Genomic DNA, 15,410 nt, shown 5'->3' with positions numbered 1-15,410 from the left:
CGAACTAGACGTTGAAGTACTTGGCCTCGGGGTGGTGCGCGACCAGCGCCGAGGTGGCCTGCTCGGGGTGGAGCTGGAACTCCTCCGACAGGCTGACGCCGATGCGCCCCGGGTCGAGCAGCTCGAACAGCTGCTGCTGGTCCTCCAGGTTGGGGCAGGCCGGGTAGCCGAAGGAGTAGCGGCAGCCCTGGATGTTGACCTTGAGCATGTCGTCGAGGGTCTCCTGGCCGCCGATGCCCCACTCCGAGCGCACCCGGGCGTGCCAGTACTCGGCCAGCGCCTCGGTGAGCTGCACCGACAGGCCGTGCAGCTCCAGGTAGTCGCGGTAGGCGTCCTTGGCGAACAGCTCGGCGGTGGCCTGGGAGATCTTGGCCCCCATGGTGGCCACCTGGAAGCCGACGACGTCGACCTCGCCGGAGTCCTTGCCGCGGAAGAAGTCGGCCAGGCACAGGTGCCGGTCGCGGCGCTGGCGCGGGAAGGTGAAGCGGGTGCGCTCGTTGCCGTCGTCGCCCAGGATGATCAGCGAGTCGCCGTCGCTGACGCACGGGAAGTAGCCGTAGACGACGGCCGCCTCCAGCAGGCCCTCGGTCTGCATGCGCTCCAGCCACATGCGCAGCCTGGGCCGGCCCTCGGTCTCGACCAGCTCCTCGTAGCCGGGCCCGTCGCCGCCCCTGGTGGGCTTGAGGCCCCACTGGCCCAGGAACAGGGCGCGCTCGTCGAGGAAGGCCGCGTACTCGTTCAGCGAGATGCCCTTGACCACGCGGTCGCCGTGGAAGGGCGGCGTGGGCACCGGGTTGTCGGCGGCCACGTCGGAGCGGGCCGGCAGCTCCTCGACCGGGGTGCGCTGCAGCACCGCGCCGGTCTTGACCCGCCGCTCGCGCAGCGGCGGCAGCGTGGCGCCCTCGACGCCGCGCTTGACGGCCATGAACGAGTCCATCAGCCGCAGCCCCTCGAACGCGTCGCGGGCGTAGCGCACCTCGCCCTCGAACAGCTCGGCGAGGTCCTGCTCGACGTAGGCGCGGGTGAGCGCGGCGCCGCCGAGCAGCACCGGGTACTTCTCCGACAGGCCCCTGGAGTTCATCTCCTCCAGGTTCTCCTTCATGATGACCGTCGACTTCACCAGCAGCCCGGACATGCCGATCACGTCGGCCTTCTGCTCGTCGGCGGCCTCCAGGATGGCCGAGACCGGCTGCTTGATGCCGAGGTTGACCACCTGGTAGCCGTTGTTGGACAGGATGATGTCCACCAGGTTCTTGCCGATGTCGTGCACGTCGCCCTTGACCGTGGCCAGCACGATGCGGCCCTTGGTCTCGCCCTCGACGCGGTCCATGTGCGGCTCCAGGTAGGCCACGGCGGCCTTCATCACCTCGGCCGACTGCAACACGAACGGCAGCTGCATCTGGCCGGAGCCGAACAGCTCGCCGACCGTCTTCATGCCGTCGAGCAGCACCTCGTTGATGATCTCCAGCGCGGGCCGCTGGGTGAGCGCGTCGTCGAGGTCGGCCTCCAGGCCCTTGCGCTCGCCGTCGATGATGCGCCGCTTGAGCCGCTCCCACAGCGGCAGCGCGGCCAGCTCCTCGGCCTTGCCGGCGCGCATGGCCGCGGCGTCGACGCCCTCGAACAGGTCCATGAAGCGCTGCAGCGGGTCGTAGCCCTCGCGGCGGCGGTCGTAGACCATGTCGAGCGCCACCTGACGCTGCTCGTCGGGGATGCGGGCCATCGGCAGGATCTTGGAGGCGTGCACGATGGCGGAGTCGAGGCCGGCGTTGACGCACTCGTTGAGGAACACCGAGTTGAGCACCATGCGGGCGGCCGGGTTGAGGCCGAAGCTGATGTTGGACAGCCCCAGCGTGGTCTGCACGCCCGGGTAGCGGCGCTTGAGCTCGCGGATGGCCTCGATGGTCTCCAGGCCGTCGCGCCTGGTCTCCTCCTGGCCCGTCGCGATGGGGAAGGTCAGGCAGTCGACGATGATGTCCTCGACGCGCATGCCCCAGTTGCCGGTCAGGTCCTCGATGAGGCGGGTGGCCACGCGCACCTTCCAGTCGGCGGTGCGGGCCTGGCCCTCCTCGTCGATGGTCAGCGCGACGACGGCCGCGCCGTGCTCGCGCACCAGGCGCATGATCTTCTGGAAGCGGGAGTCGGGGCCGTCGCCGTCCTCGTAGTTGACGGAGTTGACGGCCGCCCGGCCGCCGAGCATCTCCAGACCCGCCTGGAGCACGGCGGGCTCGGTGGAGTCGAGCATGATCGGCAGCGTGGAGGCGGTGGCGAAGCGGAAGGCCAGCTCCTTCATGTCGGCCACGCCGTCGCGGCCGACGTAGTCGACGCACAGGTCGAGCATGTGGGCGCCGTCGCGGGCCTGGTCGCGGGCGGTCTCCACGCAGTCGTCCCAGCGGCCCTCCAGCATCGCCTCGCGGAAGGCCTTGGAGCCGTTGGTGTTGCAGCGCTCGCCGATGGCCAGGTAGGAGGTGTCCTGGCGGAAGGGGACCGTCTGGTAGAGGGAGGAGGCGCCGGGCTCGGGGTGGGGGCGGCGCGCGACCGGCTCCTTGCCGCGCACCCGCTCGACCACCTGGCGCAGGTGCTCGGGGGTGGTGCCGCAGCAGCCGCCGACCAGCGACAGGCCGTAGTCGCGGGCGAAGGTCTCGTGCGCGTCGGCCAGCTCCTGCGCCGACAGCGGGTAGTACGCGCCGTCGGAGGTGAGCACCGGCAGGCCGGCGTTGGGCATGCAGGACAGCTTGAGCCGGGAGTGGCGGGCGAGGTAGCGCAGGTGCTCGCTCATCTCGGCCGGGCCGGTCGCGCAGTTGAGCCCGACGATGTCGACGCCGAGCGGCTCGATCGCGGTGAGCGCGGCGCCGATCTCCGAGCCGAGCAGCATCGCGCCGTTGGTCTCGATCGTCACCTGGGCGATGATCGGGACGTCCCGGCCGGCTGCCTCGACGGCCCGCTTGGCGCCGATGACGGCGGCCTTGACCTGGAGCAGGTCCTGGCAGGTCTCGATGATGAGCGCGTCGGCGCCGCCCGCGATCAGACCGGCCGCGTTGTCGCGGTAGGCGTCGCGCAGGCTGCGGTAGGGCAGGTGGCCCAGCGTCGGCAGCTTGGTGCCGGGACCCATCGAGCCGAGGACGAAGCGCGGCTGCTCGGGCGTGGACCAGTGGTCGGCCCGCTCGCGGGCGATGCGGGCGCCGGCCTCGGAGTACTCGAAGACGCGCTCGCCGATGTCGTACTCGCCGAGGGCGGCCAGGTTGGCGCCGAAGGTGTTGGTCTCGACGCAGTCGACGCCGACGGCGAAGTACGCGTCGTGCACGCCCTGGACGATGTCGGGACGGGTGACGTTGAGGACCTCGTTGCAGCCCTCGTGCCCCTCGAAGTCGTCGAGCGTCGGGTCCTGCGCCTGGAGCATCGTGCCCATAGCCCCGTCGGCCACGATCACGCGCTGGGACAACACTTCTCGGAAGGACGGGGAGATGCTCATGCCGTAGAGCTTATCGGCTGAGTCCCGACCGCTTATTCTTCCGCCTGTCAATTGACGCGGCGTCCAATACCGGTGGGCCCGTCCGGCTCTCCCGGCGTCGTCCCGGTGGGCGGTCCGCCCCCTTTCGGGGTGATCCGCTAGGGGCGAACGAAAGGGAGGGGTGAGCGCGGTGGGACGGGGGATAGTCGCGTGGTGGGCTGGGCGAAAGGGGTGGGCCGGTGGCTCGGAGCGTTCGCGGGGAGATCGGTGACGCCGACGCCTGCTTACCGCATAGGCTTAGCGCGATGAGGGAGAGAGGAGGCGACACGTGATCGAGCTCGAAGGGCTCCCCGAGCTCGTCGACCCGGTGCTCATTGCCGCGTTCGAGGGGTGGAACGACGCGGGCGAGGCTTCCAGCGGTGTGATCGCCCATCTCGAGTCGTCCTGGAAGGCCGAGCCGCTGATCGCGCTCGACCCCGACGACTACTACGACTTCCAGGTCACCCGTCCCGTGGTGGAGATGGGCGACGGGCTGACCCGGTCCATCGTGTGGCCGACGACGCGGCTGTTCCACGCCCGTCCGCCGGGCAGCGAGCGCGACGTCGTGCTGCTGCGCGGCATCGAGCCCAACATGCGCTGGCGCTCGTTCTGCGCCGACATCATCCAGGTCTGCCGCGAGCTGGGCGTCGAGCTGGCGGTCATGCTGGGCGCGCTGCTCAACGACTCCCCGCACACCCGTCCGGTGCCGATCCTGGGCGGGGCCACCGACGAGGCGCTGGCCCGTTCCACCAACCTGGAGCTCAGCCGCTACGAGGGCCCCACCGGCATCGTCGGCGTGCTCCAGCACGCCTTCGGCGAGGCCGGGCTCGACGCCATCTCGCTATGGGCCTCGGTGCCCCACTACGTCGCCCAGCCGCCCAACCCGAAGGCGACCCTCGCGCTGCTGCGCCGCATGGAGGACGTGCTGGAGATCCCGATGCCGCTCGGCGACCTCGACGAGGAGGCGCGCGCCTGGGAGCGCGGCGTCGACGAGCTGGCCTCGCAGGACAGCGAGGTGGCCGAATACGTCAAGGAGCTGGAGGAGCGCAAGGACGCGGCCGAGCTGCCGGAGGCGAGCGGCGACGCGATCGCCGCCGAGTTCGAACGCTACCTGCGCCGCCGCGACCGCGACACCGACAGCTGATCCCGAGGCTCTTCCACCCGGCGGTCGACTCCCGGGCCCATCCCCGCTGCCACACCCGACGGCCAGGTGTCGGGGTCCATCCCACCTCAGGCCGTCACGCTCCGACAGGCCGGTTCCCGGAGCGGTCCCGTGGCACGGTTCCCCATCCGGTGGCCTCCTCCCTGAGCAGGTCGGGGGCTACGGCCGGGCGGTGGGGGCCGGGTGCGAGTGGCGGTGTGCGAGGGACTGGTCGTAGCGGTGCCAGATCAGGGTGGTCACGGCGGGGTCCGGGGCGAGCGGGGCGGTGACCAGGTCGGCGCCCGAGGCGGCCAGCCGGTCGTGGAAGAAGCCGGGGGCCAGCACGTACGAGGCCACCGCCACGCGGCCACGGGACGTCCTGCGCGCCTGGTCCACCGCGTCGGGCAGCGACGGCGTCCCCGAGGCGGCGAAGGCCGCCGTGACCGGCCGCGACAGGCGTACCGAGAGCCGCCGGGCCGCGGCCCGGACGTCGGCGAGCCCCGCGGGGTCGGACGAGCCCGCCGCGCCCAGGATCACCGTGTCGTCGGCGCGCAGCCCCGCCTGGGCCAGCGTCCGGACGAGCGCCGAGGTCAGCAGGTCGTGCGGCCCCAGCGGGCCGGCCACCAGCGCGTCCGGACGGTGGGCGGCGACCACCTCGGGCAGGTCGACGTGCACGTGGTAGCCCCCGGCCAGCAGCAACGGCACGACCACCACCGGCCCCGGCACGGCGGGCAGCACGTCGGCGAGCAGCGGCGGGCTGATCTCCAGAAAACTCGGCTCGACCCGGCGCCCGGGGCGCGCACTGCGGACCGAGCGGGCGAGTGCCGCCAAGGCCCGCTCCCCCGACGCACTCCGCGTACCGTGCGCGGCCAGCACCAGCGTTGGCAGCGTCCCGCCCTCCAGCCCGGACGCCCCTACCAGCGGGGAGCCACCCACCTGGACGGGCGCCCCCACCAGACGGGACGCCCCCACCTGAGCCGGCGCACTTACCAGACGGGACATGAGGTGAGTGGGCTCGTCGAGGGTCATGGGGTGGGCGGGCTGCTCGGGAGTTATGCGGTGGGTGGGCTGGTCGGAGGTCATGGGGTGGGGTCGTGGGGGCAGGCCAGGCGGTAGCCGCGTTTGACGACCGTCTCGACGATGCCGGCCGGCCCCAGGGCTCGGCGCAGCCGGGTGACGGCCATCTCCACCGCGTGCTCGGCCGAGTCGCGGGCCGGGCTGCCCGGCAGGACCGTACGCAGGTCGGCGCGGGAGACCACGTGCCCAGGCTTGTCGGCCAGGCGTTTGAGCACCGCCATAGGCGCGGGCGGCAGCGGGCGCAGGTCGCCGTCCACGACGACGGCGTGGCCGCGCACCTCCAGCCGGTGCCCGCCCGCGACCAGCCGGGTGACGCCGTGCTCGGGCAGGTGCCTGGCCAGGGCGCGGGCCAGGGCGCCGAGGCGGGAACGGTCGGGCTGCAGGACGCGTACGCCGCGCGAGGTCAGCGGCTCGGCCGTCACGGGACCGACGCAGGCGGCCACGACGGACCCGCCGAACGCGGCCAGCAGGGCGTCCTCCAGCCCGTCGGAGCGGGCCGCGCCGAGCATGGCGTGGACGGCGGGCGCGCTGGTGAAGGCCACCGCGTCCACCGCGCCGGAGACGGCCTGGCTGATCAGGCGGCGCAGAGGCGAGCCGTCGCGCCAGGGCAGCCACCGGTAGACCGGGATCTCGATCACCTCGGCCCCGGCCGCGCGCAGGGCCGCCACGAAGGCGGTGAGCGGCTCGCCGTGCTGCTGGACCGCGATGCGCCGGCCGCGCAGGTCCTGGGCGAGCAGGTACTCCTTGACCTCGTCGCAGGACTCGGTGACGGGCGTCCAGTGGTCGGTCAGCCCGGCGGCCCGTACGGCTCCCCTGGCCTTGGGGCCGCGGGTGAGCAGGCGGGCCCTGCCGAGCTGGTCGCCGAGGTCGGCGGACAGGCCCCAGCCCTCGGCGGCGGCCATCCAGCCGCGGAAGCCGACGCCGGTGGTGACGACCACGTCGTCCAGGGGGGCCTGGAGGGTGTGCCGGGTGGCGGCGAGCAGGTCGGCGTCCTCGGCCAGGGGAACCAGGCGGATGGCGGGGGCGCTGACGACGCGCGCGCCGCGCCGCGCCAGCAGCGCGGCGAACTCCTCCCGCCGCCGCGTGGCGGTCACCCCGATGGTGAACCCGGCCAGCGCGTCGGGCGCCGTCTCGGGAGACCCTTGGATGAAGACGGGGGCCGTCATGGGGGGTCCTTCGGGAGGGGCGGTCATGCCGGTGCCTCCGGGCGGGTGGGGCCCGGCCGGGCCCCGAGCGCTCGGCCGGGCGTCACAGGCGCGGGCGACGCAAGTGAGATCACCCTCCGATCCTGCTTTCGGCTGATTTCACCCTTGGGTCTCCGCTGTTACCGCTGTGCTACAAGGCACGGCCTTCAGGGTTGAGGGGATCCGGCGACGGGAACCGTTCCGCATGATGATCGCGGCGTTTCGGGGAGTTGCGGGTGACGGTCCCTATTCGTGTGTTCGACGATCCGGTGCTCCGCGTGGTGGCGGAGCCGGTGCACGACTTCGACCGGGAGCTGCGGCGCCTGGTGAAGTCGCTGACGCTCACCCTGCGGGCGGGGACGGGCCGGGCGGGCCTGTCGGCCCCGCAGATCGGCGAGCCGGTGCGGGTGCTCGTCTACTCCTACGACGGCCGTTCCGGTCATCTGGTCAACCCGCGGCTGGAGCTGTCGGAGCGGCGGATCACCGCCGACGAGGCGTGCCTGTCGGCGCCGGGCCTGTGGCGTCCGCTGGAACGCTCCTACATGGTCACGGCGCGCGGCCGCGACATGTTCGGCAAGCCGGTGACGCTACGGGCGCTGGGCGTGCTGGCGAGGGTGCTGCAACACGAGGCCGATCATCTCGACGGGGTGCTGTTCAGCGACCACCTCGAAGCTGAGGAGCGGGAACGCTTTCTTGCCGAGGCACTGCCGGCGCGCTGAGCTCACGCCGCTGTTCGGGGTCGGTGCCGCCCCACACGCCGTGCGCCTGACGGGTGTCCAGCGCGTACTGCAGGCAGGGCCGGCGCACGGGGCACCGGCCGCAGATGGTCTTGGCCTTCTCGACCTGCGAGCGGCCGGGGCCTTCGAGCGAGATCGGGAAGAACAGTTCGGGGTCCAGTTCCAGGCAGGCTGCCCTGCGTGACCAGTTGAGCATCATCATGCCCATCGCGCCTACCCATGCCTTCCGGCGTCATACCTGTCAGATCCCGGCTCGAATTCCGGCTCGAATTCCGGCTCGGATCGCGGCTCGGATCGCGGCTCGGATCGCGGACAGGATCCCGGCTCAGATCTCGGCCAGCAGCCGGTCCCAGTCGCGCAGGAATCTGGGCAGGCCGTAGCGGGCCAGGGCGGCGGCCCGCGCGGCCTTGCCGGCCTGGGCGGCCCGCTCGGGGTCGGTGACGAAGGCGTGCAGGGCGTCGGCCAGCACGTCCACCCTGGTGGAGATCACCCCGGCCTCCGGCGGCACCGCCTCGACGGCCTCGGTCGTGGCCAGCGCCACGACGGGCAGGCCGAGGGTCATGGCCTCGATGAGGGCCAGGCCCAGCGACGTCCAGCGGTAGGGGTGCAGGTAGGCGCGTCTGCGGGCCAGGGCGGCGTGCATGACGTGCTGCGCGAGGTCCTCGTAGGTGCCGTACGGCAGGCCGTCCACCTTCATGCCGAACACGTCCAGCGGGACGCGCTCGGCGAAGCGCGGCAGCAGGTCGGTGCCGGCGACCCTGGTACGGCGTACCGGCTCGTTGACCACGACGCCGGCCCTGGCCAGCTCGCCGGTGTACAGGTGGCCGGGGTCGGGGACGCCGTGCTCGATCACGCGGGTGTGCGCCCGGCCGTTGTCCCAGAACAGCTCGTTGAAGTGGGTCACATGGACGATCGTGATGTCACTCTGGCCGGACAGCGGATGCCTCGTGCGGGGGACGTCGCCGGCCGGGGTGTTGTGCTCGACGTACACGCCGGGCACCGCGCGGCCGAGCCATTCGCGGGCCAGGTCGATCTCGTGCGGCCGCTGGTAGACGACCACGTCGATCGGCTCGTCGCGGAGCCGGTCGTAGGCCACCTCGCGGACGTTGTCGGGCCAGTCGTAGGTGGCGGCGCGCCCCCTGCCGTCGGGACCGCGGCCGGGGACGAGCGGCAGCACGTAGTCGTGGCCGCCGCTGACGAAGGCGCTGGTCCACGCCCCGTGGACGTGCCAGATGAGGATCCTCACCAGCGGCTCCAGCCCATGGCCCGGGCCCAGGGCGCGGACGAGGCCGCCGCCACGGGCACCTCGGGCGCGCTGAGCACCCGGTCGACGACGTCGGTGAGATCGTCGGCGACCTCGGCCGCCTGCTCGATCTCCTCCTCCAGCGTCTGCCCGGTCGGCACGAGGATGCCCCGGGCCCCGGCGGCCCTGGCCGCTTCCATGTCGCGGCCGATGTCGCCGACCACCACGCAGTCGCGCGGGCTGACGTCGAGGACGGCGGCCGCCCTGATCACCAGCCCCGGCGCCGGTTTGCGGCAGGTGCAGCCGTCGGCGTCGTCGTGCACGCAGATGGCCCAGGCGTCGAACGGCCCGAGCAGTTCCTCCACCCTGGCGTTCACCTGGTCCATCTCGTCCGGCGAGAGCAGGCCCTTGGCCACGCCGGACTGGTTGGTGACCACCGCGACGGGCACGTCGGCCCGGCGGAGCCTGCCGAGCGCCTCGACCGCTCCCGGCATGGGCTCGACGAGGCGCGGGTCGCCGTTGTACGGCACGTCTTTGATCAGGGTTCCGTCCCGGTCGAAGAGGACGGCCCCGGGACGTCGCTTTTCGAACACCTTTCACCTCCGTCGCCGGTCCGGCAGCTACCCGGGCCGTCACCCGGCAAACAACTACGGAGAGCGACCAACCCCAGGCGGTTACGCCCGTTTTCGCATCTCCTGAGGTAGCCCCAGGTTTGAGAGCCGCTTCTCTCGGTAGCGGTTCTCGACATCTGCGGGGGAGGAAACGATGAAGTTTCTCGGCATCAACGCGATCTTCCACGACCCGGCCGCGGCCCTGGTCGTCGACGGGAGGATCGTGGCCGCGGCGGAGGAGGAGCGCTTCAGCCGCCGCAAGCACGGCAAACGGCCGCTGGCGTTCTCCGCGTGGGAGCTGCCCGAGCAGGCCGCCGCCTGGTGCCTGCACGAGGCGGGCCTGTCCCCCGAGGACCTGGACGCCGTGGCCTACTCCTACGACCCGGCGCTGGTCGTCCAGCGGCCGGAGGGCGACTGGGAGGACCTGCGCACGAAGTACGCCGTCCGGGCGCCCGCCTTCCTGGCGACCGCGCTGCCGGGCCTGGACGCCGGGCAGGTCACGTACGTGCCGCACCACGTGGCGCACGCCGCCTCGGCCGGCCTGGCCTCCCCCTGGCGCGACTGCGCGGTGCTGGTGTGCGACGGGCGCGGCGAGAACGTCTCGCACCTGGCCGGCCGCTACCGCGACGGCGAGCTGGAGGTGCTGGCCGCCCAGGAGCTGCCGCACTCGCTCGGCCTGATGTACGAGGACGTCACCCAGCACCTGGGCTTCCTGCGCTCCAGCGACGAGTACAAGGTCATGGCCATGGCCTCCTACGGCCGGCCGCGCCACCTGGAGTCGCTGCGCGAGATCATCTACACCACCGGCGACGGCGGTTTCCGCGTCGAGCCGGTCGACTGGAACGTCTACGTCAAGGCCCTGGCCATGGGCGAGCCGTGGACCTCCGACCACGCCGACCTGGCCGCCAGCGTGCAGGCCCGGCTGGAGGAGGTGCTGCTGGAGCTGGCCCGCTGGCTGCACGAGCGCACCGGCGAACGGCGGCTCGCGCTGGCCGGCGGGGTGGCGCTGAACTGCGTGGCCAACACCCGGCTGCTGGACGAGGGTCCGTTCGAGGAGGTGTGGGCCCAGCCGGCCGCCGGCGACTCCGGCACGGCGCTGGGCGGCGCGCTGCACCTGGCGCAGACCTATGGCGAGCCGGCCGGTCCCATGCCGGGCGCGGCGCTCGGGCGCGGGTTCACCGACGAGGAGCTGGGCGCCTGGCTGGACGTGGCGCGGGTGCCGTACACGCGGCCGGCCGACCTGGGCGCGGCGGTGGCCGCCGAGCTGGCCGCCGACCGGATCGTGGCCTGGTTCCAGGGCCGCTCCGAGTACGGGCCGCGGGCGCTCGGCCGCCGGTCGCTGCTGGCCCATCCGGGGCACGCGGGCAACACCGAGCGGCTCAACGACGTCAAGGGCCGGGAGCAGTTCCGGCCGATCGCGCCCATGGTCCTGGAGTCCAGGGCGCCGGAGATCTTCGGGCGGGGGCCGGTGCCCTCGCCGTACATGCTGTTCGTGCACGACGTGCGCGAGCCGTGGCGGGACCGCATCCCGGCGGTGGTGCACGTGGACGGCACCGCGCGCATCCAGACGATCTCGCCGGCCGACGACCCGCTGATGGCGCGGGTGCTGACCGAGTTCGAGGCGCGCACGGGGCTGCCGGTGGTGGTCAACACGAGCCTGAACACCGCGGGCCGGCCGATGGTCGACGACCCGCGGGACGCGCTGGAGTGCTTCGGCTCCTCGCCGGTTGACGTGCTGGCGCTGGGCCCGTACCTGGTGCGGCGCGGGGAGGTGTTCGCGTCGTGATCACCGTCGTGATCCCGACCATCGGCCGCGCCACGCTGCGGGAGACGCTGGCGGCGGTGGGCCGGACGCTGCCGGTGATCGTGGTGGACGACCGGCCGGCGGACGCCGCCGCGCTGGAGCTGCCCGATCACGTGCGGGTCGTGCGCTCGGGCGGCCGCGGCCCGGCCGCGGCGCGCAACGCCGGCTGGCGGGCCGCCGGGACGCCCTGGGTGGTGTTCCTCGACGACGACGTGATCCCGGCGCCCGGGTGGGCCGAGGCGGTCTGGAAGGACCTGGTGGACCTGCCCGACGACGTGGGCGGCAGCCAGGGCCGGATCGAGGTGCCGCGACCGGCCGGCCGGCGGCCCACCGACGCCGAGCGGCACACGCTGGGGCTCTCGGACGCGTTGTGGGTGACGGCCGACATGGCCTACCGGCGTTCGGTGCTGGAGCAGACCGGCGGGTTCGACGAACGTTTCCCCCGGGCCTACCGGGAGGACGCCGACATCGCGCTGCGGGTGACGCGGGCGGGCCACCGGCTGGTCGCGGGCGAGCGGGTGACCACGCACCCGGTGCGCCAGGACGGGTTCTGGGCGAGCGTGCGCTTCCAGCGCGGCAACGCCGACGACGCGCTGATGCGGCGCCTGCACGGGCCGGGCTGGCGTCAGGCCATCGGCGGCTCGGGCGGCCGGCTGCGCCGCCACGCCGCCACCTCGGCCGCCGCGCTCACCGCCGCCGCCCTCGGCCTGGCCGCCACCGTGGCCCGCCCGTCCGGGAGAGGGCGCGCGGGCGTACGGGCCGGGAGGCGGCCCCACGGCCGCTCCGTCAAGCGGCTCGACCGGTGGCGGGCGTTGCCGGTGCTGGCCGCGGTCGCCGGCGCCCTGTGGGCCGCGATGACCGCCGAGTTCGCCTGGCGGCGCATCGCCCCAGGGCCGCGTACCCCGCGCGAGGTGTGGCGCATGGCCGTCACCAGCGTGGTGATCCCGCCGGTCGCCTGTGTGCACCGGCTTCGGGGGGAATGGAGGTGGCGGCGATGAGACGTCGCGATCCGGCGCATCGGTGCGGCCGCGGCCGTACGAAGGCCACACAGTGCCACGGCAAGGCCGGACGGGCCGCCGCCCGCAAGCCCGCGGAACCCACCACAGCGGAGAGCACGGCGCAGACCACTGCGGCGGCCGGCACGCTGGAGGCGGCGGTGTGCCAGGCGGCCGGGGAGCACGGCGGCGGCCGGGGGCGCGTCCTGGTGGCGCGGCTCGACGACGCCGGAGACGTCCTGCTGGCCGGGCCCGCCACCCGGGCCGTGCGCACGCTCGCCGACGAGCTGGTCTTCCTGGCCGGTCCCAACGGCCGGGCCGCCGCCGAGCTGCTGCCCGGCGTGGACCGGGTGATCGAGTGGCGGGCGCCGTGGATCGACCACTCCCCCGCCGCCGTGTCCAACGCCCAGGTCGCCGACCTGATCGCCCGGGTCAAGGGCGTGGACGAGGCGCTGATCCTGACCTCCTTCCACCAGTCGGCGCTGCCGCTGGCCCTGCTGCTGCGGATGGCCGGCGTGCGGCGCGTCTGCGCGATCAGCAACGACTACCCCGGCTCGCTCCTGGACGTCCGGCACGTCGTGGACGAGACGATCGACGTGCCCGAGGCCGAGCGCATGCTGGCCGTCGCGCGGGCGGCCGGGTTCGATCTGCCACCCGGCGACGACGGCAAACTGGCTGTTCGGCGGCCCTTGCCGGATATCGGCCGGGAAAGCGGGCATCTCCTAGGCGTCGGCGGCGCTGCCGATGAACGCTCGTACGTCGTGGTGCATCCAGGGACGTCAGCCCCCGCCAGAACGTGGCCGGCCGACAGGCATCGGCAGGCCGTCAGGGAGCTGGTGGACGACGGGCACCGGGTCGTCGTGACCGGCAAGGAACGTGACCTCACCGCCTACGTGGCCTGCGACGCGGCAGTCGACCTCGGGGGCAGGACCACGCTCGCCGAGCTGGCCGCCGTGATCGAAGGCGCCAGTGTGCTGGTGGCCGGCAACACCGGTCCGGCGCACCTGGCCGCGGCGGTCGGCACGCCGGTCGTGAGCCTGTTCGCCCCTGTCGTCCCCGCCGCTCGATGGGCCCCGTACGGCGTACCCACGGTGCTGCTCGGCGACCAGCAGGCGCCCTGCTCGGGAAGCAGGGCGCGCACCTGTCCGGTGGCCGGGCACCCGTGCCTGTCCCTGGTGACAAGTGAGCAGGTGGTCAAGGCAGTGAGGGAGCTGACGCAGTGAAGGTCGATCTCATCTCCGAACACGCCGATCCGCTGGCGGCGATCGGTGGCGTGGACGCGGGCGGGCAGAACGTCTACGTCGCGCACCTGGCCGTCGCACTGGCCGAGCGCGGGCACACGGTCGTCGTCCACACCAGACGCTCGGCGCGGTCGCAGCCCGACGCGGTGACCATGGCGCCCGGCGTCACGGTCGAGTACGTCACGGCGGGCCCGGCCGCGGTCGTGCCGAAGGACGAGCTGCCGCCGTACATGCCGGAGTTCACCGAACGCCTGGCCGACCGCTGGGCGGCCGACCCGCCGGACGTGGCCCACGCGCACTTCTGGATGAGCGGCCAGGCGGCCCTGCGGGCCGCCAGGGGCGTGCCGGTGGTGCAGACCTTCCACGCGCTCGGGACCGTGAAGCGGCGCTGGCAGGGCGAGGCCGACACCAGCCCGGCGCACCGGATCGACACCGAGCGCGAGATCGGCAAGCGGGCCGACGCGGTGCTGGCCACCTGCAGCGACGAGGTGAGCGAGCTGTGCGCGATGGGCGTGCCCGAGCGGCGCGTCACGGTGGTGCCCTGCGGGGTGGACCTGACGGCGTTCCGCCCGCAGGGGCCGGTCGCGCCGCGCGCGGGCGCCAAGGTGGTGCTCAGCATCGGCCGGATGGTGCCGCGCAAGGGCGTGGACACCTTGATCGCCGCGCTGCGCCAGCTCCCGGACGCCGACCTGGTGATCGCCGGCGGCGGCCCGGACGACGAGGAGGAGACCGCGCGGCTGCGCGACCTGGCCCTCGCCTACGGGCTCCAGGACCGGGTGCACCTGATCGGCAGCGTCCCGCGCACGCACGTGCCGGCGTTGATGCGCTCGGCCGACGTCGTGGTCACCGTGCCCTGGTACGAGCCGTTCGGGATGGTCCCGATCGAGGCGATGGCCTGCGGCGTGCCCGTCGTGGCCTCGGCGGTCGGCGGCCACCTGGACACGGTCGCGGGCTGCGGCGTGCTGGTCCCGCCGCGCCGCCCGCGGGCGCTGGCCAGGGCGCTGCGCGACGTGCTCGCCGACCCGGGCAGGCGCGCGGCGCTGGGCGCCGCGGGAGCGCGGCGGGCCAGCGAGCGGTACGGCTGGTCCCGCATCGCCGAGCAGACCGAGGCGGTGTACACGCAGGTCATCGACGGCAAGCTCTGCCGCCTGGCCGCTCTGGGGGGTTGATCATGGACAGACATCTGGAAAAGCTCTGGACCACGCTGGAGAAGGTCGACGACCACGCGGTCACCATCCGCGCCTGGGGCGGCAAGCTGGCCGGCGTGCTGTCGGCCGGCGGCCGGCTGCTGGCCTGCGGCAACGGCGGGTCGGCGGCCGAGGCCCAGCACCTGACGGCCGAGCTGGTGGGCCGCTTCAGGGACGACCGGCCCCCGTACGCGGCGATCCCGCTGCACGGCGACAGCTCCTCGATGACCGCGATCGCCAACGACTTCGGCCACGAGGAGGTCTACGCCCGCCAGGTGCGGGCGCACGGCCGTCCCGGTGACGTGCTGATGTGCCTGTCGACCAGCGGCGGCAGCCCGAACGTGCTGGCCGCGGCCAGGGCGGCGCAGGAGGTCGGCGTCGTCGCCTGGGCGCTGACCGGGCCCGCGCCGAACCCGCTGGCCGACCTGTGCGACGAGGCGGTGGCCGTGCCCGCGCAGGAGACGGCCACCGTCCAGGAGGTGCACCTCGCCATGATCCACCTGCTCTGCGACGCCATCGAGGAGGCCGTCTGATGGGCCCCCTCGTCGTCATCGGCGACACACTGCTCGACGTGGACGTCGAGGGCGACAGCGAGCGGCTGTGCCCGGACGCGCCGGTCCCGGTGGTCGACATCGCGGCCGAGCGCGCCCGTCCGGGCGGCGCCGGGCTGGCCGCGCTGCTGGCCGCGCGGGACGGCGCGGAG

Annotated in this window: 13 protein-coding genes; 7 read left to right on the top strand and 6 right to left on the bottom strand. The window is 73.5% G+C overall.

Translation table 11 applies throughout. The annotated features are described in order from the left end of the window. Positions 1–4: 4 nt before the first annotated feature. Positions 5–3,469: a methionine synthase gene (gene metH, locus AB0J71_RS30650; protein WP_352325652.1), complete on the bottom strand. Its 3,465-nt coding sequence runs from the start codon at positions 3,467–3,469 to the stop codon at positions 5–7. A 307-nt stretch (positions 3,470–3,776) separates the two neighbouring features. Between metH and AB0J71_RS30645 the strand changes: the two genes are divergently transcribed. Beyond that, on the top strand, positions 3,777–4,631 hold the full coding sequence (locus AB0J71_RS30645) for a PAC2 family protein (RefSeq protein ID WP_352325653.1): 855 nt from the start codon (positions 3,777–3,779) through the stop codon (positions 4,629–4,631). A gap of 177 nt (positions 4,632–4,808) precedes the next feature. Here AB0J71_RS30645 and AB0J71_RS30640 read toward each other — a convergent pair whose 3' ends face one another. Then, the gene (locus AB0J71_RS30640) at positions 4,809–5,711 is read right to left on the bottom strand and encodes a CbiX/SirB N-terminal domain-containing protein (protein ID WP_364417235.1); all 903 of its coding nucleotides are present in this window, start codon (positions 5,709–5,711) and stop codon (positions 4,809–4,811) included. Continuing rightward, positions 5,708–6,871: a uroporphyrinogen-III synthase gene (locus AB0J71_RS30635; RefSeq protein ID WP_364417233.1), complete on the bottom strand. Its 1,164-nt coding sequence runs from the start codon at positions 6,869–6,871 to the stop codon at positions 5,708–5,710. Before AB0J71_RS30635 ends, AB0J71_RS30640 begins: the two co-directional genes overlap by 4 nt. Before the next feature lie 254 nt (positions 6,872–7,125). Here AB0J71_RS30635 and AB0J71_RS30630 point away from each other — a divergent pair, with 254 nt between their 5' ends. Beyond that, positions 7,126–7,608, top strand: a complete 483-nt coding sequence (locus AB0J71_RS30630; RefSeq protein WP_364392895.1) for a peptide deformylase — start codon at positions 7,126–7,128, stop codon at positions 7,606–7,608. Here AB0J71_RS30630 and AB0J71_RS30625 read toward each other — a convergent pair. The 3 genes from AB0J71_RS30625 to AB0J71_RS30615 all read right to left on the bottom strand — a co-directional run bounded on the left by AB0J71_RS30625 (position 7,544) and on the right by AB0J71_RS30615 (position 9,462). Continuing rightward, positions 7,544–7,828: a WhiB family transcriptional regulator gene (locus AB0J71_RS30625; protein WP_352325670.1), complete on the bottom strand. Its 285-nt coding sequence runs from the start codon at positions 7,826–7,828 to the stop codon at positions 7,544–7,546. The genes AB0J71_RS30630 and AB0J71_RS30625 overlap by 65 nt on opposite strands. A 123-nt stretch (positions 7,829–7,951) precedes the next feature. After that, on the bottom strand, positions 7,952–8,872 hold the full coding sequence (locus AB0J71_RS30620; protein WP_352325656.1) for a glycosyltransferase: 921 nt from the start codon (positions 8,870–8,872) through the stop codon (positions 7,952–7,954). Further along, a complete protein-coding gene (locus AB0J71_RS30615) occupies positions 8,869–9,462 on the bottom strand; it encodes an HAD-IIIA family hydrolase (RefSeq protein ID WP_352325657.1) in 594 nt (197 codons plus the stop codon). The genes AB0J71_RS30620 and AB0J71_RS30615 overlap by 4 nt, the downstream gene beginning before the upstream one ends. A gap of 172 nt (positions 9,463–9,634) precedes the next feature. On the opposite strand from AB0J71_RS30615, the gene AB0J71_RS30610 reads away from it, so the two are divergent. Genes AB0J71_RS30610 through AB0J71_RS30590 form a run of 5 tightly spaced genes read left to right on the top strand, consistent with a single transcriptional unit; the run spans position 9,635 to position 15,240 of the window. Beyond that, positions 9,635–11,266 carry a carbamoyltransferase C-terminal domain-containing protein gene (locus tag AB0J71_RS30610; RefSeq protein WP_352325658.1) on the top strand — a complete coding sequence of 544 codons (1,632 nt, stop codon included), beginning with the start codon at positions 9,635–9,637 and terminating at the stop codon, positions 11,264–11,266. Beyond that, positions 11,263–12,282, top strand: a complete 1,020-nt coding sequence (locus AB0J71_RS30605) for a glycosyltransferase (RefSeq protein WP_352325659.1) — start codon at positions 11,263–11,265, stop codon at positions 12,280–12,282. Before AB0J71_RS30610 ends, AB0J71_RS30605 begins: the two co-directional genes overlap by 4 nt. After that, positions 12,279–13,502 (top strand): glycosyltransferase family 9 protein, encoded by a 1,224-nt coding sequence (locus tag AB0J71_RS30600; protein ID WP_352325660.1) that lies wholly within the window; start codon positions 12,279–12,281, stop codon positions 13,500–13,502. Before AB0J71_RS30605 ends, AB0J71_RS30600 begins: the two co-directional genes overlap by 4 nt. Then, a complete protein-coding gene (locus AB0J71_RS30595; protein WP_364417231.1) occupies positions 13,499–14,689 on the top strand; it encodes a glycosyltransferase in 1,191 nt (396 codons plus the stop codon). The genes AB0J71_RS30600 and AB0J71_RS30595 overlap by 4 nt, the downstream gene beginning before the upstream one ends. 2 nt (positions 14,690–14,691) lie before the next feature. After that, positions 14,692–15,240: an SIS domain-containing protein gene (locus AB0J71_RS30590; protein ID WP_352325663.1), complete on the top strand. Its 549-nt coding sequence runs from the start codon at positions 14,692–14,694 to the stop codon at positions 15,238–15,240. The last annotated feature ends 170 nt before the right edge of the window (positions 15,241–15,410 follow it).

The organism is Nonomuraea sp. NPDC049637 (assembly GCF_040675235.1).
Taxonomy (GTDB): domain Bacteria; phylum Actinomycetota; class Actinomycetes; order Streptosporangiales; family Streptosporangiaceae; genus Nonomuraea.
The sequence above is the reverse complement of the archived record's forward strand: the minus strand, read 5'-3'. Positions and strand labels throughout refer to the sequence as shown.